Source organism: Gammaproteobacteria bacterium (genome assembly GCA_013214945.1).
Taxonomy (GTDB): Bacteria; Pseudomonadota; Gammaproteobacteria; order Enterobacterales; family Psychrobiaceae; genus Psychrobium.
Genome location: JABSRT010000004.1, coordinates 17,813 through 37,646 on the forward strand (window position 1 = coordinate 17,813; position 19,834 = coordinate 37,646).

Below are 19,834 nucleotides of genomic sequence, written 5' to 3' on the forward strand. Positions count from 1 at the left end.
TTGGCACAAGAGAATAGCAACCAAACTAGCATATTTATTGAGCTAAGTAATAAATTCTTTTATTGCGCGCAGAGATAACTTTGTTACGTTGCGGTGATTATCGCAGTGGCTAGCTAGTATTTGCCACTGCGAAAATCCTTATCCTTAGTCGATAAAGCCATTGCTAAGATCGTCATCAAGGCCAATCAATCGGTCGTCGGCCGCGGAGCTGATGATTAAAGGCCCATCTGAATGATTGAGTAAACCGTTAATTAAGCTGGAACCGTCGCTAGCATATTGGCTTAAATCAACGTCTTCTAATACCATCACTTGGGCGATTGGTGAGCTTTCATCACCAGCATGGATTGCGAGCGTGGTATCACCGTTGTCAAAATTTATCGCTAAATATAGGGTTAAGCTCCCGTCATTATTAACCGATAATACGTCGCTTAAGTCGAGTTTATCACCTTGTGAGGCATCAAAGTCGCTGATATAGGCGGTGGTTGGGCTCGTCGTTGAACTGGTCTCACCTAACCATTTGAATATTTCTGCATTGTTGCTGCTTGCAGGGGATTGATCAATTTTTATGTCGGCATATTCGGCTAACATGTCGCCCACATGAGTCATTGCGTCGTTTTCATCAATCGCTTGTCGGCCCGTTTGGTCAAAGATAATCGCCGCTAACTCTTGCTCGCTAATCGTTGCTAGGTCGAAATTGGTATCTGAAAAAGCGTTATGCATGCCTTGGGTTATCACGATGCCATCGTAAGCGTCGTTATTATCATCTAATGATTGCAACAGCACTGCCATATTTTCTACATATTGATCAGTCATGTCTTGGCGGTTTATTTGGGCAATGTCTTGTAAAAACACCTGACTATCGTTAATTTTAGCCATGTCGACATCACCTAGTTCGACTTTGCCAATGTTAAAGCTAACGATGTCACCCGCGTTAAATTCAAAGCCGCCTTGCGCTGTGGTTAGGCCGCTAATGCCCGATGAGGTGGTATATTCAAGCCCGGCAATTATCCCATCGATAACGGTTGCTGTACTGGTGGTGCCGCCAGTGGTTAAGAGGTATTTTTGTGCGGCCCAATCGTAGAGGTAAGTGGTATTGTCACCGCCAAAAATTATTTTTTCGGCACTGGTTATTTTTAGATCAACATTATTCGTTGCGGTAGCTGTTAGGTGAGTTAAGTGAATGCTTTGAATGCCATTAGCAACAGTGACAATTGAACTGCCACCTAAACCAAAATCAAAATCAGTCGATGACATTTGTGAAAGTATTAAGGTGTCTTGACCATCTCCGAGGTTGATAGCTTTTGTTGCTTTGGCAAATTGACCATCAATAGTAAGGGTATCGTCTCCGGTGCCCATGTCGATTTCACCAGCGGTAGTACTGCTCGTAGTGAGGTTTAGTCGGTCTATTATCAAAGTATCATCGCCAGCTCCCATCTTGATAATTGCATGGCTTCTTATTTCATGCGCGATAAGTTGATCGTTGCCAGCGCCAGTATCAAGCTTGACCTTGGAACCGATCGAGGTGCCAACGTTGACCGTATCATCACCAGTACCCATTTGGATCTGAGCTTTGTTGGTTATATGGGTGGCAATATTAATGCTGTCATTACCACTGCCAGTATTTATTTTGATATCGCCGCTGATTAGGCCGCCTAGGGAAATACTGTCGTTGCCAGCGCCTGTATCAACTTGGGCGTCACCTTTTATTGATTTTCCGACCGTAATAGTGTCATTGCCAGCGCCAGTTTCAACGACGGCGGTACCTTCAATATCATAATTACCAATTACCTCAACGGTGTCGTCTGCGCCACCAGAGATAAATGATTCGTTTTTAAGGTCTCGTTGTTCACTCCACGTTTGGCTGATATCTATGGTACCTGTGGCTGTAATACCGCCAATAGTAAGGGTTAATGCTTCAATGTTTTGATCGTTGTCATCTGTTATGGCTAGATGAGCGGTAAAACTTGAGATGCCTGCTGGCACGGTAATAGTGCCGTTGTTATTGAGGGTAACCCCGTCACTAAAAGTAAATTGGGCGTAATCAGCTGCCGTGGTTTGCAGGTTGGTTATGTCGATATTGTAGGTTTGTGCGGTGGCAGCGATCCCATTCATTGTAATATCAAAAATTAATTCACCGCCATTACCGGTGGCAGCATCGCTAATAGTTGTCACTTGCTGGGCCAACTCATTTAGCGAAAACTCGATGGTAAAGGTTAATTGCAACGGGGTTGATTTATCGCCATCACGGTCAACAATGACCACTTGCAGCTGGTCGGAGTGATCGACGCGGGTCGAATCATTAGTTTCTACTCGGTAAGTATAAGTTCCTGTATCAAAGTTAACGCTGTAGATACCATCTAAACCAGCGAACTCTTGAGTTGGGTTGTCTTGATCGTAGGCATAACTGACACCATTTATGGTAATAGTATCGACATGGCCTCCATCGGCGCCAAAATCGACTAAGCTATCGGCGTTATCATCAATTAAAAGGTTACCGCCAGTTGTGGTTAAAATATCATCTAATACCGCATCGGTTAAATCAACAAAGTCCTCAACATGAACCAAAGGGCGATATACCTGGCCTTGGTCACCTTGAGCATTAAGGGCGCCATCTGTCACTCTGGCAATACTTTCTTGATAAGAAATATTCGAATTGTTAATGCTATAAGTAAATAGCGCATCGACTGGGCCGCTCTCAAGAAAACTTTGCCAGTGGGTCAGGGTGTTGGTGTAGTTACTGGCGTTAACGTTCTCGCCACCATCACCAAAGTAATAAATTGCATCTTGGGTCGCCGGTTGATAACCGCTATTGGTGCCATAGACTTCGCCCATTACTGTGTTGAGGCCTAGCGCAATGTCGGTCGAACCACCGCGGCTAATATCTAAGTTTTCAGGATAATCCGAAATCCAGCCGGTGGTTGTCGTATCTCTACTGCTGTTTGGGTGCCTAAATATTACAATATTTATGTTCACATCACTAAACTCTTGATATTGAGTAATTAGCGCCTTAACTGCGTCGACCGACGCTGTCATGTCTGCATCGGACATGCTGCCTGATGCGTCAAGAATAAAGGTTAAGTTGGAGCTGATTGTGTCAATTTCTATCGTTACCGTTTGATCTTCGCCGATCACAGGACTGTCATCAATGACTTTAACGGTCAAATTTGCGCTAGTAATAGAGTTGTCGTTATGGCTGAGCTGATAGCTAAATGTTTCGTTAAACACATCTTGACCATTAGCAATCGAATGATTGACCGGGTTATTAAGGGTGTAGGTGTAGTGGCCAAAGTTGGCTGAGTTAACATCAGCATTGACGGTAAGGGTATTACCTTGCAATGTGGTGACTGTAAGCACACCGTTTACTGGGCTAATCCCGTTTATTGACTCGATGGCAGTTACTGAATTTATACCACTAAATAATACGCCACTGACGCTGGTATTGTGCGCAGCGTCGCTAGCTAAAGTGCCATTAATTAATCCTGCTTCATAAGCGCTTTGTTCTGGATTTATGGTAATACTGGCAGTGGCTGGACTTTGATCGATTAAGCCACTGTTGTCTCGCGCGCTATATTGAAAGTTGGTATCGCCGTTCCAATTATTGTCAGGGATAAAATAGAAGGTTAGGCTTTGATTGGTCGCAGGGTAATATATGGGAGCGTTACTGTCATCGGTTAGCCTAACTAATGTGGTAAGGCTGGTATCTGTGTATAAAGTGCCATTAGCTGGCAGGCTGCTCAGCGTGAAACTGATCACTGTGCCATCAATATCTTCCCCAGTTAAGTTTATCGCTACGGTAGTATTCATTTCACCTATTTGGGAGGTACTATTGGTTAACGGGGCATCATCACTGCCATTGACCGTAAATGTTAATTGGGTGGTTGACTGATCGCCATCACTGTCTTGCAAGGTATAGCTGAAGATGTCGGTTGGCTGATCGCCGGCACTTAACTGCTGGGCCGCTTGGGTTAAGACATAGTTGTAATTACCATTGCCGTCGATCGTTAGGGTGCCGTAGGTACCGTTTATTGCGGTATTAACCCCGGCGGTGATAGCACTATTGGTGGTACCAGTGCTAACGCCGATAAGCTGCGTGATATCGACTCCTAATTGATCTTGGGTCGCATTGGTGCCATCAATGACATTGCCGGTGATATTGGTTTCATTTTCATTAACGGTACGGGCATCGGCGATGGCTTGTGGCGCCGTATCAGTGGTTAAAACACTAAGATAGTCACTGCTGCTAAGCCCTAAAACGTCGGTGACGTTAAGCGTTATATTATCTATGACATCGCCATTGCTGTGATCTTTAGCGCCACTGACCTGATAGCTGTAACTCACGATGCCCGTATTGGCATCATAGTCATTAATAATCAGGCTGCCGTTTTCATCGCTGGTGGCGACAGTAACCGGGTTAGCGCTTAAATCGTTTAACTGAGCAAGCGTAATAGTGGTGCCATCAAGAGTAATGCTAGCTAGGCCCGCATCAGCGTTGATGGAAAAACTACCTGATATGGTCGCTGATGCATCTTCGCTAATGCTGCGATCACCCGCGGCGCTGCCATTGTTATCATTTACATTGATAATTGGTGGCGCGTCGGTATGACCGTTAATGGTAATGATGACTTGCGCGGTGGTGATATCGCCATCACTGTCTTTTATCTGATAACTAAAGGTCTCAGTTAATGGCGATGAGTTGTCGTTTAAAGCGTTCACAGATGCATTGTTATTATCAACTACATACTGATACGTGCCATCAGCATTGGCGGTAAACGTGCCATATTGAGCGGTCGTACTGGTCCAGTTACTAAACTGGACGGGGCCATCGAATGCGCTGTCATTGCTCAATGCTTGCTGTAAGCCTGTCGAGGCCGTACCGTCTTCGGTTAAGCTGTGAGTTTCGTTTTGGCCGACAGGAGTCGTGTCTGCAATCAAAATACTAAGATAGTCACTGCTGCTAAGCCCTAAAACATCGGTGACGTTAAGCGTTATATTATCTATGACATCGCCATTGCTGTGATCTTTAGCGCCACTGACCTGATAGCTGTAACTCACGATGCCCGTATTGGCATCATAGTCATTAATAATCAGGCTGCCGTTTTCATCGCTGGTGGCGACAGTAACCGGGTTAGCGCTTAAATCGTTTAACTGAGCAAGCGTAATAGTGGTGCCATCAAGAGTAATGCTAGCTAGGCCCGCATCAGCGTTGATGGAAAAACTACCTGATATGGTCGCTGATGCATCTTCGCTAATGCTGCGATCACCCGCGGCGCTGCCATTGTTATCATTTACATTGATAATTGGTGGCGCGTCGGTATGACCGTTAATGGTAATGATGACTTGCGCGGTGGTGATATCGCCATCACTGTCTTTTATCTGATAACTAAAGGTCTCAGTTAATGGCGATGAGTTGTCGTTTAAAGCGTTCACAGATGCATTGTTATTATCAACTACATACTGATACGTGCCATCAGCATTGGCGGTAAACGTGCCATATTGAGCGGTCGTACTGGTCCAGTTACTAAACTGGACGGGGCCATCGAATGCGCTGTCATTGCTCAATGCTTGCTGTAAGCCGGTTGAGGCAGTACCGTTTTCAGTTAAGCTATGTGCTTCGTTTTGGCCGATTGGAGTCGTGTCAGCTATTAAAATACTCAGATAGTCACTGCTGCTAAGCCCTAATACATCGGTGACGCTAAGCGATATATTGTCAATCACATCACCATTGCTGTGATCTTTAGCGCCACTGACCTGATACCTGTAACTCACCATGCCCGTATTGGCGTTGTAGCCATTAATAATGAGCGTACCGTTTTCTTCGCTGGTGGTGATTGTCACGGGGTTGGCGCTTAAATCGGTTAACTGAACAAGGGTAATAGTGGTGCCATCAAGGGTAATGCTAGCCAGTCCTGCGTCCGCGCTGATAGTAAAGCTACCAGAGATGGCAGCAGAGGCATCTTCGCTAATGCTGCGATCACCCGCGGCGCTGCCATTACTATCATCCACAATGATACTTGGTGGCGTGTCGGTATGACCGTTAATGGTAATGACAACTTGGGCGGTGGTGGTATCACCATCGCTATCATTTATCTGATAACTAAAGGTTTCAGTTAAAGGAGAAGAGTTGTCGTTTAAGGCATTTACCGATGCATTTTTATTATCAAGTACATACTGATAAGTGCCGTCGGCATTGGCGGTAAACGTGCCGTATTGGGCCGTTGTGCTGGTCCAGTTATCAAACTGGACGGGGCCATCAAATGCGCTGTCATTGCTTAATGCTTGCTGTAAGCCTGTTGAGCTGTTTGCAGCGTCCTCGGTTAAGTTATGAGCTTCGTTTTGGCCGATAGGAGCCGTGTCTGTTATCAGAATATCAAGGCTGTCATTAGTGCTGGTGCCTTGGGTATCACTAACAATAATATTAATGTGGTCGATAACCTCGCCATTGCTGTGATCTTTAGCGTCGGTCACTTGGTAGCTATAAGTTACGACACCGGTGCTGGCGTCATAACTAGTAATGATTAAAATGCCGTTTTCATCGGTAATAATAGTGACCGGACTGGTGGTTAACGCCTCAAGTTCAGCCACAGTGATGCTGGTATTAGCGATAGTGACTTGCACTAAACCAGCTTGGGCGTCGATCGTAAAAGTGCCCTCGACAGGGGCTGTGGCATTTTCACTAATTGTGTTGTCGCCGGCCTCTGTAATATTAAGGTCGCTGACGTTAAGCGTTGGTCTGGGTTCATCAACCGCCGTGACGGTAATAGTGGCAGTGGCTGAACTGTTATCTATTTGGCCGTTGTTATCTTGGGCCCGATATTCGAAAGAGGTCGTGCCATTCCAATTACTGTCGGGTACAAAATAAAAATCAAGCGCTTGATCTGTTGCATCGTAGTTACTGCCAACAACGACTAAGGTTTCAAGTGATGCGTCAGTATAAAGTAGACCGTTGATGGGTAAGTTCGTTAATTGAAAGCTCGTTACTGCGCCGTCGCTGTCGCTACCCGTTAAGGAGATGATGATTGAATTAGCATCTTCAAGCCCGGTCGCTGACGTTGAATTGGTTGTTGGCGCGATATTGCCAGATGCTGCCAGAGTACTGCTAGTAGTAGATCCTTGCTGATCAAAAGCTAGCGTATTGGCCCCGACTGGCCCAACAGTATCATAACGAGCTTCGGCTAACGTTTCTGCTCCGGTCCGGTTGATGGTAATAAATCCTAGCCCTTCATTGCCCGCTTCATTGCCCGCTGCAGTATCCGGTAAATCAACCACGTCATCGCCAGATTCGATCAATGCCTGAATATCAGCTATTTCAGCAAGTAAATCATTGGAAGGCTCTTGAGTTGAATTTGGATTCGGACTTGCTTCATCCATTGACTGTTCGGTCATTTGTTCTAGCGCGATGCCAGAAATAACCTGCTGCGTGCCATCTGCTAAAGCTAGGGTAATTTGGGCGTCATCGGCTATCACCACGGTGGCGCCTTGCCTTATTTGATCGCCTAGATTGAGGCTTGGGCCAGTTGCATTGATAAGATTAGCTTGGCCAACCAAAGTAATGATCTGCGCATTTTGCGAGGCAATGAAAGTCTTCATGAGTAACGTACCTTATTTATTATATCAATTAATCCAAGATGATTAATTGATAAGATTCCCTAATAATGTGACGAAAATTGTGTTGAAACGACGCAAATCATTTGGTCGCTGGCTGATAACCCGAGTCGGTTATCAAATGGTAATGACTAACAATATAACAAGAAGAATTAATCTAAAATTAACGAACATGGTGCGCTTAATTTTTATCGTTTTTTATGGTGCTACTGCGCTGTAGATGTTTGGTTGAAATTTCCTCTATTGATTGATTATACAGTTCATGAGAGCTGAGTAAATCGCTAGAAAATATTTTAATGGGATAATTTTTTAGTAATGATAATGGCTGATATTTTGAAGATATTGGGCTTGATTTCGCCCAACATTACTTAACGTCGTCTAATTTATTAATTTTTAACCGTGGGTTATTGTAATTTTTTTCTGATAAATAGTTCTAAAGTATCAATTGCTTGCTCTAAGTGCTGTGGCTGATTATAGCCACTTTTTACCCGCGGTTTTAGATCATGATCGCCGTCGGCTAGCCATAACCATTGGATGTCGCTAGGTAATTTATATTCTTCTACTTCGGTTTGATTACCCAATTTGTCTCGATCGCCTTGAATGATCAGCAGTTTCGACTTAATGAGCGGCAGGTGCTCGGTCCGCAATTTTTCAGGCTGGCCAGCGGGGTGAAATGGATACCCTAAACAAGCAACACCTTTGATCGACTGTTTTAGCTTTAAGTCTGAATTTTCAGTCGTGCCTGACGCTAACTCAGCCAGTAATAAGGTGGCCATTCGTCCACCCATCGATTTGCCACCAATCACCATTGGGCAATCAAGTTGCTTAAGCAGTTGGCTGTATTGGGCAATTAATTTAGGCGCTCGCTCGGGCGGCCGTCGAGTACCATTGTCGACCCGTTGTTGCATGTAAGGAAAATTGAAACGAGCGACTCTAATTCCTCTGGCTGCTAGCCCTTGGGCGATTGTGGTCATAAAAGTTGAATCGGCCGGAGCACCAGCGCCGTGGGCGAATACAAATAGCGGACCATTTTCTGGGCCATTAAAAATTAGCGTCATGTTGCTCTCTTAATTAGGCTGGTAATCTTATTAGGTCAAGCGCCAGCGATGTGGTCAATGCCACAATTAACATCAATAGCCAGCTATTGCGCACTTGCTGACAAATTCGGATAACATCTGAAATATGGCTAATAGTAGGCTGGGGTTGATAACCCAAGACTGGGCGTCTAATTTTAGTTGTTTGATAGATCACTGCACCGCCAAGTTGACAGTTTAAGGCTAATGCTACCACCGACAGCAGCAAGCCGTTGCCGAAACGATGCCATTGCTTTGCCTGGACGAGACTTTGACTTATCGCCGAGAAGTTGCCAAACAAAATCACAATATTAAGCGCGATTAAGCAGCGACAAGGCAAACTAATGATCTGACTTAAATAACTAGCGCTGCGGCCAAAGAAACGATAATTGGTTAACTTAGGATTCCAATGGTTCGCTAAGCTCGTCACGGTGACAGCTGCAACCGCGGGATAAATACCGCCGCAGGCAAAGATTAACAATGGATTAAAATAAGCACTTGCCAGACGTTGTGGCAGTGCTTCAATCGCGGCTTTTACGATGCCGACGGTTGATAAATTCGAGGTTTGACGCAGGCATAATAATTGAAGCTGCTCACGGGCTAATATTTTATGCCCTTGTTTGATACTGCGAGCAACCCCCTGGGTTTGTTTAAACTGTGCCCGACTTGACAGCAGCAGCCATAACATCACTATTTCGTAAAACCAGCTCACCGCAGCAAAGGACATAAGGGTCCAAGTAAATCCGATAATCAATGCCAGTAATAACAGTAATAAACTTGTGCCCGCGAGTCGTTGGTGACTGCTTGAACGCTGGTTGACACGGCGACTTAACTGTTGAGCGAGATATTTAAAAAAAACCCCAGGATGATAGGCCGATGGCACCGTGATAAACCGGTCAAGCAACAGCACGGCAAGCAGTTGCAGTGCTCGGATTGTAAAATCGCCGAGCACTAAATTTGACAGGTTAAATGCAGTTAACAATGCGCGTTATCCATGGTCAAAACGAACGTTTAATTAAGCTTGGCTTAGGTTAGCGTTTTGACATAGCGGCAGCATAGCAACGATCATGTCCGCTGAGTTTTTAGCCGCTGTTACTAAATATTCTTCAAACGTTTGACCGCTTTCCTTGCCCGCGATATCAGATAGAGAACGGATGACAACAAAGGGTAGGTTAAACAAGTGACAAACTTGAGCGATAGCTGCCGCTTCCATTTCCGCCGCTTGCATGGTTGGGAAATTAGCGCGTGCTTTTGCAACGTTCGCAGGATCTGACATGAAAGTGTCACCTGTTGCAATTAAACCCGTAACAACTTTAACGTTGCTTGGTGAGTTAGCGACAGCTTCTGCTGCAACGCGTGCGAGTTCTGGGTGCGGTAAGAAAGCAGCAGGCATTTTAGGCAGTTGTCCAATTTCGTAACCAAACACTGTTAAGTCAGCATCGTGATGGCGTACTTCACTACCGATTACGACATCGCCAACGTTTAAGCTCGGATCGAAACCGCCCGCTGAACCAGTATTGATGATGCAGTCAGGTGCATATTTCTCAATCAGTAATGTAGCCGAAACCGCTGCGGCAACTTTACCAATGCCAGACATGCTAACTACCACGTCATGGCCGTTAATTTGGCCGCTGTAAAACTCGATGCCCGCGTAAATTTCGGTCGTTAGGTTGTCGATTTGATTGCGTAAAACAGCAACCTCTGGTTCCATAGCGCCGATAATGCCAATTTTCATCGCGTAATTCCTAATAATAAAAAACCGATCTTAACGTAGTTAGTTAAGATCGGCTAGCGGATATGGCGGTTAAAGTTTTATAATTTGAGGTATTGCAATATTCCCTCTGCCGCATCACGACCTTCGGCGATTGCGGTGACCACGAGATCTGATCCGCGCACCATATCACCGCCCGCGAAGACCTTTTCGTTGGTGGTCTGAAAAGGCAGTTCACTGCGGTTGGCGACAACGCGATCCCATTGATCGGTTTCGATGCCGTGCTCGCTAAACCAGGGTTGTGGATTAGGTTTAAAGCCAAAGGCCATAATAACCACATCAACCGCTAAATCGTATTGAGAATCTGCGACTGTCTCGGCGCGGCTACGACCATTTTCGTCGGGCTGACCCATTTGGGTGGCGACGAGTGTTACTGCCGTGACCTTGCTATTGTCAGCGACGACATCGAGCGGTTGACGATTATATACAAACTCGACTCCTTCCTCTTTGGCATTTTGAACTTCACGCTTTGAGCCGGGCATGTTGGCTTCATCACGGCGATAAATACACTTAACCTCGCGCGCTCCTTGGCGAATAGCGGTTCGCACACAATCCATCGCAGTATCACCACCACCGAGTACCGCGACACTTTTACCCGCTAAGTCGACAAATGGATTTTCGGGATCTTGATAACCCATTAACTTATTGGTGTTACCTATGAGATAGGGCAGGGCGTCGTAAACCCCTTGTGCCGACTCATTGCTAAAGCCACCCCGAATATACGAATAGGTGCCCATGCCTAAAAATACGGCATCATAGTCTTGTTGCAACTGTTCAAAACTAATGTCAGTACCGACATTGATATTGAGCTTAAACTCAACGCCGAGTGACTCAAAATATTCACGGCGCTGGATCATCACCGATTTTTCAAGTTTAAACGAGGGAATGCCAAAGGTGAGCAAGCCACCAATTTCTGGATTTTTATCAAACACAACCGGGCTGACACCGTTCCGGATTAAAATGTCAGCACAACCGAGCCCTGCGGGGCCAGCGCCGATAATGGCGACTTTTTTTCCGGTTGCGACGACCGCTGACAAATCAGGACGCCAGCCTTGAGCGAGCGCTAAATCAGTCACGTATTTTTCGACATTGCCGATGGTGACGGCGCCAAAGTCGTCATTGATGGTGCAAGCGCCTTCGCATAATCGGTCTTGTGGGCAAACACGACCACAAACTTCAGGTAATGTATTGGTCTCGTGACATAATTCGGCCGCTTCAATAATTCGACCATTTTTTGCCAGTTCTAACCAATCTGGAATGTAGTTATGTAATGGACATTTCCATTGGCAATAGGGGTTGCCACAATCGAGACAGCGATCGGCTTGTTGCTCTACCTCTGGTTGTTCAAACAGATTATAAATTTCGATAAATTGTTCGGTGCGTTGCTTGATCGGTTTTTTAGACGGATCTTGGCGTCCAACCTCAATAAATTGGAAATCATTACCCGCCTTTATGACTGGTGTTTTTTCATTGTTAGCCATGACCTAGTTACCCCGCTTTTACATCAAGTGTTAGCACTTTGTTGGCCGTTGGCAACATCGTGGTTATATTGGCTGTGGTTGGCTTTACTAATAAAAACTTAGGTAGCCAATAGCTGAAGTTGGTTAATATTTCATAAGCGCGCTGACTGCCCGTTAACTGGTAATGCTCTTTGATTAGGTCCTTGAGATGATTTTGATAGGCTGGGTGTGCCAATGGAATAGCTTCGGCACATTCATGATTCATGCGCTGATTAATGTTGTCATCTTCGTCAATAAGGTAAGCAAACCCGCCGGTCATGCCGGCAGCAAAGTTAACGCCGGTTGTGCCCAAGCACACGACGACGCCAGCGGTCATGTACTCACAGCCATTATCACCCATGCCTTCAATAACAGCCACGGCCCCTGAATTTCGAACGCCAAAACGTTCGCCTGCTTGGCCGGCGGCGAACAGCTTGCCACCCGTTGCGCCATATAAGCAAGTATTGCCAATAATACTGGCTTGATGCGATTTAAAAGCGGTGCCCAGCGGTGGGTGAATAACTAATTGACCTCCCGTCATGCCTTTGCCGACATAATCATTGGCATCGCCAACAATCGACATATGCAGGCCACCGGTATTCCACACCCCAAAACTTTGGCCGGCGGTACCAGTAAATTTTAACTCAATTGGCGCATCGCTCATGCCTTGATTGCCATGATGGGTTGCCACTAGGCCACTGATGGAAGCGCCGACCGAGCGGTCGGTATTGCGAATATCAAAATGAAATTGGCCACCAGACTTTGCGGTGATCGCACTCGTTAAGTTGAGTCTGAGCAGCTTATTCATTTGGCCTTCGTCATAGGCCGGATTATGTTCTTGCCAAAAAACCCCACAGTTTGGTTTAGGTTGTGGCTGATATAAAATATCAGATAAGTCGAGTTTGCTCTGCTTAGCTGTTTGCCCGGCGATGACTTCAAGTAACTCGGTACGGCCAATCAAATCAGTCAGTTTTTCGACCCCGACCGAGGCCATGATCTCGCGGATATCTTGTGCGAGCGCCTCAAAATAGTTGGCGACCATTTCTGGTAGGCCGTGAAAATTTTGTGCACGTAATTGAGGGTTTTGGGTGGCAACACCGGTAGCGCAGTTATTAAGGTGACAAATTCTAAGGTATTTACAGCCTAAAGCGACCATCGGAGCTGTACCGAAACCGAAGCTTTCTGCGCCTAAAATAGCTGCTTTAACGACATCGAGTCCGGTTTTTAGGCCGCCATCAACTTGCAGTCTGACCTTGTGGCGTAAACCGTTTTCAACCAAGGCTTGTTGAACTTCGGCTAATCCTAGTTCCCACGGGCTGCCAGCATATTTAACCGAGGTTAACGGGCTAGCACCGGTGCCACCATCGTAACCTGAGACGGTGATTAGATCGGCATAGGCCTTTACTACCCCGGTAGCGATGGTGCCGACGCCAGGTTCTGAGACTAATTTAACTGAAATTAGCGCTTTAGGATTGATTTGTTTTAAATCAAAAATTAGCTGGGCTAAATCTTCAATCGAGTAGATATCATGGTGTGGAGGTGGTGATATTAGGGTGACGCCAGGCGTTGCATAACGCAAAGCGGCGATTTCGGTCGACACTTTATCACCGGGTAATTGGCCACCTTCACCAGGTTTAGCCCCTTGCGCGACCTTAATTTGGATGACTTCGGCGTTCATTAAATAATGGGCGGTGACCCCAAATCGACCAGACGCGACTTGTTTTATTTTTGAGTTACGCTCGCTATTAAAGCGCAATGGATCTTCGCCGCCTTCCCCTGAATTTGATTGGCCACCGAGCCGGTTCATTGCCACGGCTAGTGCTTCATGGGCCTCGGGGCTTAGTGCACCAATCGACATCGCCGCACTGTCAAATCGTGGAAACAATTTGCTGGCCGCTTCGACTTTATCTAGCGATATTGGTTGGTCAGATGGCTTAAGGGCAAATAAATCGCGAAGCGTCGCGATTGGGCGATTGTTTACCGCTTTGGCAAATGATTGATAGTCTTGATAACTGCCGCTTTTGACCGCTTTTTGTAATAACTGCACAACATCGGGGTTATAACAATGGTATTCACCGCGATGGTCATATTTTAATAAACCGCCGTGATCTACTTTGCGTCGTTTGGTGTAGGCTTTTTGACGTAAAATTAATTGATCGGCAGAGAAGTCGTCAAAATCAGCGCCTTTAATGCGATTGGTTACGCCATTAAAACATAAATCGACCACTTCATTGGCCAAGCCAATCGCTTCAAATAATTGCGAACACCGATAACTCGCGATGGTTGAAATGCCCATTTTTGACATGATTTTCATCAAGCCTTTGTTAATGCCTTTTCGGTAATTGATAACCGCTTCTTTTGGCGACTTATCAATTTTTCCATGCTCAACCAGCTCGAGCAGAGTTTCATAGGCTATATAAGGATAAATAGCGGTCACACCAAAGCCTAATAAGACTGCGAACTGATGCGGGTCGCGGGCGGCCGCCGTTTCAATAATGATGTTGGAATCACAACGCAGGTTGTTGTTGACGAGGCGATGTTGCAATGCGCCCACCGCCATTGCCGCTGGGATCGGGATGGTATTGGCACTGATATCTCGATCGGATAATAAAATTAGGGTCGCACCTTGCTCGGCACTTAATTGCGCTTGGTCGCATAAATTAATAATGGCCTGTTCGAGGCCGATGTCAGGATTGTAATTAATTGAATGCTCGGCCATTGGATATAGCTTAGCGTCGAGTTGACGCAGTTGTTCTAAATCGCTGTAGACTAAAATTGGTGAGTCAAACAAAATACGGTTGGCGTGACCTAAGGTTTCTTTAAACAGATTTTGTTCATTACCGACACACGTGACGAGTGACATAGTGTGCGCTTCACGTAACGGATCGATGGCCGGATTAGTGACTTGAGCGAATTTTTGACGGAAGTAATCAAACACCGATCGTTGCTGGGTTGATAACACGGCCATTGGCGTATCATCGCCCATTGAAGCGGTTACTTCTTGGCCGTCTCGGCCTAGAATGCTCAGCACGTCGTGAATTTCTTCTTTACTGTAGCCAAATTGCTTGTGATAAATAGCCAGCTCATCGTCGGTCAGGCTACGTTGGCCTGAGGTTGACTCGATGCGTTGCTCAAAAGGGGTCAGCCGTTTGGTGTTGTTCGCCATCCATTGTTGATACGGGTGGCGGCTTTTTAATTCATTATCGATATCAAAGGTTGAAGTGAGTTTACCGGTATAGGTGTCGACGACTAGTAGTTCACCGGGTCCAACGCGGCCTTTCTCTAACACCTCATCGGGTTGGTAGTCCCAAATGCCAACTTCAGAAGCTAAAGTCAGCACGCGATCTTTGGTCACAACGTAACGTGCTGGGCGTAAACCATTGCGATCAACAGCGCAGGCCACATGACGACCGTTGGTCATGACAATGCCTGCGGGTCCATCCCATGGTTCCATGTGCATCGAGTTAAAGTCATAAAATGCGCGCAAATCATCATCCATAATCGGGTTAGATTGCCACGCTGGTGGAATGAGCATGCGCATTGAGCGATATAAATCCATGCCGCCCACCAGTAAAAGTTCTAACATATTATCTAACGATGATGAATCCGAACCGCTGGCGCTTACAAAGGGAGCTGCGTCTTGCAAGTCTGGTAATAACGGCGATTTAAATTTATAAGCGCGGGCTTTTGCCCACAAACGATTGCCTGAAATGGTATTAATTTCACCATTATGGGCTAAGAACCGAAAAGGCTGAGCGAGCGGCCATTTTGGTGACGTATTGGTTGAAAATCGCTGGTGGAATAAACAAATTGAACTTTTGGTGCGTAAATCGGCTAAATCGAGATAAAAAGCCGCTAAATCAGCCGGTTTAACCAGTCCTTTATAGATTGTTACCATCGATGAAAGGCTCGCAATATAGAACTCGCTATCATTGGTAATACGTTTTTCCGCGCGGCGACGCGCCATATATAGGCGTCGTTCGATATCTCGGCTAATCCAACCTGCAGGGGCGTTGATAAAGACTTGTTCAATCACTGGCAATTCGGCCAAGGCGATTGGTCCAAGCACGGCTTTATTGATTGGCACTTCACGCCAACCGACCACCGCCATGGTTTCCTTTTCTAGCTCTTCGACTAATATTTGGCGGCTTTGCTGGGCTAATACGGGATCGGTATTTAAGAAACACATGCCAACAGCGTATTTTTTGCTAAGCGACCAGTTATTTTCGGCGGCAACGCTCTTAAATAGCTCTTCAGGTCGTTGCATTAATAAGCCACAACCATCTCCCGTGATACCGTCGGCAGCAATGCCACCTCGGTGTTGCATGCGGTCTAGACCATAGATTGCGGTTCTAATGATACGGTGACTGGGGTGGCCATCCATTTGGGTGATAAGACCAAAACCACAATTGTCTTTTTCAAAGGCTGGATTAGTTAATGCCATTGCGCTACCTCCAAGGAACTATTGATGCAGATGCTATGCAAAAAGGTAGTGATTACTACAACTGCGCTATAGCTTACAAATGTTAAAAACGAGTGACTAAAAATATCGCGGATAATAAACTAAGTCAAATCGAGGTTAGTCTAATGTACAATTGAAATAAATGAATCTCGGGATGTGTTATTTTGCTATCTTGTTGTATTTTAAGTGTTTGTTTTTGTTTGCTGTTTTGACTTAAGCGGGTGGAGAGGTTGATGCTGACTTGATGCTAAAAGGGGGATGTTAGGTTGTTGTTGCTTTATTGTGTTGGTTAAGCCAGCGCGTAGATGCTGGCTTAACTTATTAGGTGAACCAACTACGCACTGTAGCCCGATTCGACACCTTTGACCGTGATAGATACCGCATCATGGGCATGGAGCGATTCATAATGGTTTATTCTGACCCAGTAATCTGGATAATCAGTGCCATTGAGGCTATGTTTTATTTTTCGAGCTGCGTCTTCACAAAACATTAAATTAGCGGCGTTTAAGCGGGCAAACTCTTGTTCATCTTCGCGCTTAACGGCGGCTTGCACTGGTGTTTTCAGCGTTTGCTCAATTAAATCGATTAGTGACTTAATTGGAAATTGTTCGATGTCTAAGGGCAATTTAATTTTTATTTGGGCGATACTACGCTGACTGTGCGGGGTCGCAATAATCCCTTCACTGGTACCTAACCATGCGACAACCTCATCTTGGCTTAGTTGTTGGTGCTGCGAAAACTGTTCAATAAATGCTTGTTGAATTAATTGACGTGATAAAGCTGCAGAGCAAGGACAGGTAGATGAGTAAGGAATGTCTACGCTTAACTCTAATTGGACTTGTCCCGCCTTATGCTGGCCGGTCAGTACGATAGGGTATGCTTTCCAGCCCATTTTTTTACTTAATAAAGACGGGCGGCGCAGGTGATAATCGAACCTAAACTCAAGTTTAGCCTGATCACTTAAGTCGTCATGACTGGCAATGAAATCGTTTAATACACTAGAGACATTTTGTGGCGATAGCGTTTGTTCATTGGCTAATTGATCAACTCGCAAAAACAGTCTAGACATATGAATGCCTTTGGCCTGCGGTACGGTTAAATTAACAAAGGCTGCTACTTTTGCGGCAACAACTTGCGGTGCTTGATCTTGTGCTTCAACCATAATGGGCATTTCAATATGGTCCATTCCAACCCATTCTAAGTTGCCTTCGGTTTGAGCATTTACATTGTTCGCAATATCTGGCATTTGGTGAGGCATTAATAATGGCTCCGACAATTGATGTTAAGTAGCCATAATCTAAGAAGTAAGCTTAATAGTTACAGCGGGTGTATGATTTTTTGAACGCGGATTATATCACGCTATCCCAGCGCAAAACTATGGTTTGCGTTGGATAATTTTTATGATAAAAACACCGACCATAAGATGATTAGTTTGAAAATGACAAATAATGGCTATTTGTTATTAATATCGGTATTTAACTTGATTTTATTGACTATCGGCAATGGCTGACACTGAGGTTTTCTGGTATCTTGAATAAGTATATCAGCGAGTTAGCCTAGGGAAATTATAAATGATTGTATCAAGGATGGTTGTTTGGTTATTTTTGTTCCTTAGTATTGCTGTTGAGGCCAAGAATAACGTTAATGAGAGTGACGACCAAGAACGTGCCTATCAGCTAATGTTAATTGGCAGTGATTTAGCATTTTGCCGCAGTAGTGACCTAACCCAATGTAATAATCAACAGTTGAGTGAACTTGCTTTTTCATTCGGTCGCCAAGCGACTTTATACCGGGTATCACCGGTCCAAGTTGAACGACTAATGGCGAGCCGACTGTGGCACTTTTCGCGTCAGGCATTTCGTTATGATTTAAATTTAGTGCTGTTAGCGTTAGCCAAAACATCCAGTAATGACACTTTATCTAAGTTTCAGTTAGTGACGCTTTTTCGCGCCATAAAGGTGGTCAGTCAAGGGCGCCATTTAAGCGGTTACTCGCTCTTTTCCCAACTGACAACTGCTGAACTAAGTATGTTATTCGATCATTTCGAGAAGCCTCAAGTTGATAGCTTTACTAATCGAATTAAAGAAAAAGTTAATTTAACCGATAAATACGACAAGCCAGCGATGGTGTTATACAGCACCATTGTTGAGCAAGCTAGAGCTGTTGGTAAAAGCAAACAGCCGAATATTTTGTTGATAACAGCCGGCCAGCGCGATCCTTTTAAAAATGTCGATAGCTTTACTTCCTTGTTTAATCAGTTAGGTGCTAAAGCGAGCTGGCTACCATTAGACAGTGCGTTAGCGAGGTTACTCGATGAAAAAACTGGATGTAATCAGCTGCCTTCGTACCGTAATAATGTCAGTAATAATTATCAACGGGCTCGAATTTATCCCGATTTAGTTGAGCGGCAAAATGAATATTGCAACCAACCATTTAAAATGATCGAGGATATCACGGCTGCTGATGCCGTGGTTTTTATCGGCAGCTCAGCTGTTTTGTTACGTAATACTTTTGTTAATGCCAAAGGGCAGCCTTCTTTAGCATTACAGTTGATTGAATCGAAGATGTTAAATAACAAACTATTTGTTGCCTCTATCGGTGGCGCTACCTTGGCGATGACCGGTGGTCTAGATCAAAATGAGCAACCCGTGGTAATGATGGTTGATGGTGATAGTGAAATGGCCTTTACTAAAGGGACGTCAACTTATACCGGCTGTGAAACAGCGAGTCGATGCCGCGTTAGTGATAATCGTCGAGTGCGTTATAATCCCGCTGGTGGGCTTGGCTTGTTTAAGTTGGGAGTTATTGATAGCAAGATTTCACGTGAAAGTAACTTTGGTCGTTTAGCTAAAGTGAGCTTCGATAGTAACAATCAATTGGGGATTGGGCTAGATCAGCTAACCGGTTTATTGGTGCGAACGAATAAAGGGACAACGTCACTCAAAGTTGTCGGCAATGGTGGTGTAACAATCGTTGATCATGCTGGTACCGTGGCGAGCAACCAAGCAATGGAGCTCAATAATATTGGTTTGAATTATTTAACCCCACAGGATCAAGCGGAAATTTCAAACCAAGGCATCAATTTTAGTTATGCTAATTGGAAAAAATCTCCATTGCAGTTTGAAGGTGGTGTAGCTAAATTTGAGAGCTTATTTCGCAGTGACAACTTCGTTAAATTTACGCAGCAAGCTTGTATCACTAGACCAAAACAATGGCTTGGCTGGGCGGGTAAAAATCATCAATTCAAAATTGTCTTGGCTAAAAACCAGAAAAGCACGGTTGTTTTTGGTGGCTTAATGTTGGATGGGACTTACAAAATATACTGCTCTTTTGATCAGCTTGAGTTAAATATTACCCGACAAAGATAGTGGCGCGAGCTAATGATAGTGATAGCGGCGTTGATCAAAAACTGCTGCAAATTGGTATT

At 45.1% G+C, this 19,834-nt stretch carries 8 protein-coding genes; 1 reads left to right on the plus strand and 7 read right to left on the minus strand.

What is annotated here, in order from left to right:
- Window positions 1-144 precede the first annotated feature (144 nt).
- From HRU23_03315 to HRU23_03345, 7 genes are all read right to left on the minus strand, one after another.
- Window positions 145-7,587, minus strand: a complete 7,443-nt coding sequence (locus HRU23_03315) for a retention module-containing protein (GenBank protein NRA53150.1) — start codon at window positions 7,585-7,587, stop codon at window positions 145-147.
- 419 nt (window positions 7,588-8,006) lie between these two features.
- Entirely contained in the window at window positions 8,007-8,660 is a 654-nt protein-coding gene (locus HRU23_03320; GenBank protein ID NRA53151.1) for an alpha/beta fold hydrolase, read from the minus strand.
- 13 nt (window positions 8,661-8,673) lie between these two features.
- Entirely contained in the window at window positions 8,674-9,657 is a 984-nt protein-coding gene (locus HRU23_03325; protein ID NRA53152.1) for a cobalamin biosynthesis protein, read from the minus strand.
- A 33-nt stretch (window positions 9,658-9,690) separates the two neighbouring features.
- Window positions 9,691-10,410, minus strand: a complete 720-nt coding sequence (gene mtnN, locus HRU23_03330; protein NRA53153.1) for a 5'-methylthioadenosine/S-adenosylhomocysteine nucleosidase — start codon at window positions 10,408-10,410, stop codon at window positions 9,691-9,693.
- Window positions 10,411-10,487: 77 nt separating this feature from the next.
- The gene (locus HRU23_03335; GenBank protein ID NRA53154.1) at window positions 10,488-11,927 is read right to left on the minus strand and encodes an FAD-dependent oxidoreductase; all 1,440 of its coding nucleotides are present in this window, start codon (window positions 11,925-11,927) and stop codon (window positions 10,488-10,490) included.
- 7 nt (window positions 11,928-11,934) lie between these two features.
- Window positions 11,935-16,389 (minus strand): glutamate synthase large subunit, encoded by a 4,455-nt coding sequence (gene gltB / locus HRU23_03340; GenBank protein NRA53155.1) that lies wholly within the window; start codon window positions 16,387-16,389, stop codon window positions 11,935-11,937.
- 352 nt (window positions 16,390-16,741) lie between these two features.
- Window positions 16,742-17,665 carry a GTP cyclohydrolase I FolE2 gene (locus HRU23_03345; GenBank protein NRA53156.1) on the minus strand — a complete coding sequence of 308 codons (924 nt, stop codon included), beginning with the start codon at window positions 17,663-17,665 and terminating at the stop codon, window positions 16,742-16,744.
- Between the two features lie 313 nt (window positions 17,666-17,978).
- On the opposite strand from HRU23_03345, the gene HRU23_03350 reads away from it, so the two are divergent.
- On the plus strand, window positions 17,979-19,775 hold the full coding sequence (locus HRU23_03350) for a hypothetical protein (protein ID NRA53157.1): 1,797 nt from the start codon (window positions 17,979-17,981) through the stop codon (window positions 19,773-19,775).
- The last annotated feature ends 59 nt before the right edge of the window (window positions 19,776-19,834 follow it).

Coding starts and splice junctions, on each gene's coding strand:
- HRU23_03335 (NRA53154.1), bottom strand. CDS start 11,927: ATGGCTAACAATGAAAAAACACCAGTCATAAAGGCGGGTAATGATTTC.
- mtnN (NRA53153.1), bottom strand. CDS start 10,410: ATGAAAATTGGCATTATCGGCGCTATGGAACCAGAGGTTGCTGTTTTA.
- HRU23_03320 (NRA53151.1), bottom strand. CDS start 8,660: ATGACGCTAATTTTTAATGGCCCAGAAAATGGTCCGCTATTTGTATTC.
- HRU23_03350 (NRA53157.1), top strand. CDS start 17,979: ATGATTGTATCAAGGATGGTTGTTTGGTTATTTTTGTTCCTTAGTATT.
- HRU23_03315 (NRA53150.1), bottom strand. CDS start 7,587: ATGAAGACTTTCATTGCCTCGCAAAATGCGCAGATCATTACTTTGGTT.
- HRU23_03345 (NRA53156.1), bottom strand. CDS start 17,665: ATGCCTCACCAAATGCCAGATATTGCGAACAATGTAAATGCTCAAACC.
- gltB (NRA53155.1), bottom strand. CDS start 16,389: ATGGCATTAACTAATCCAGCCTTTGAAAAAGACAATTGTGGTTTTGGT.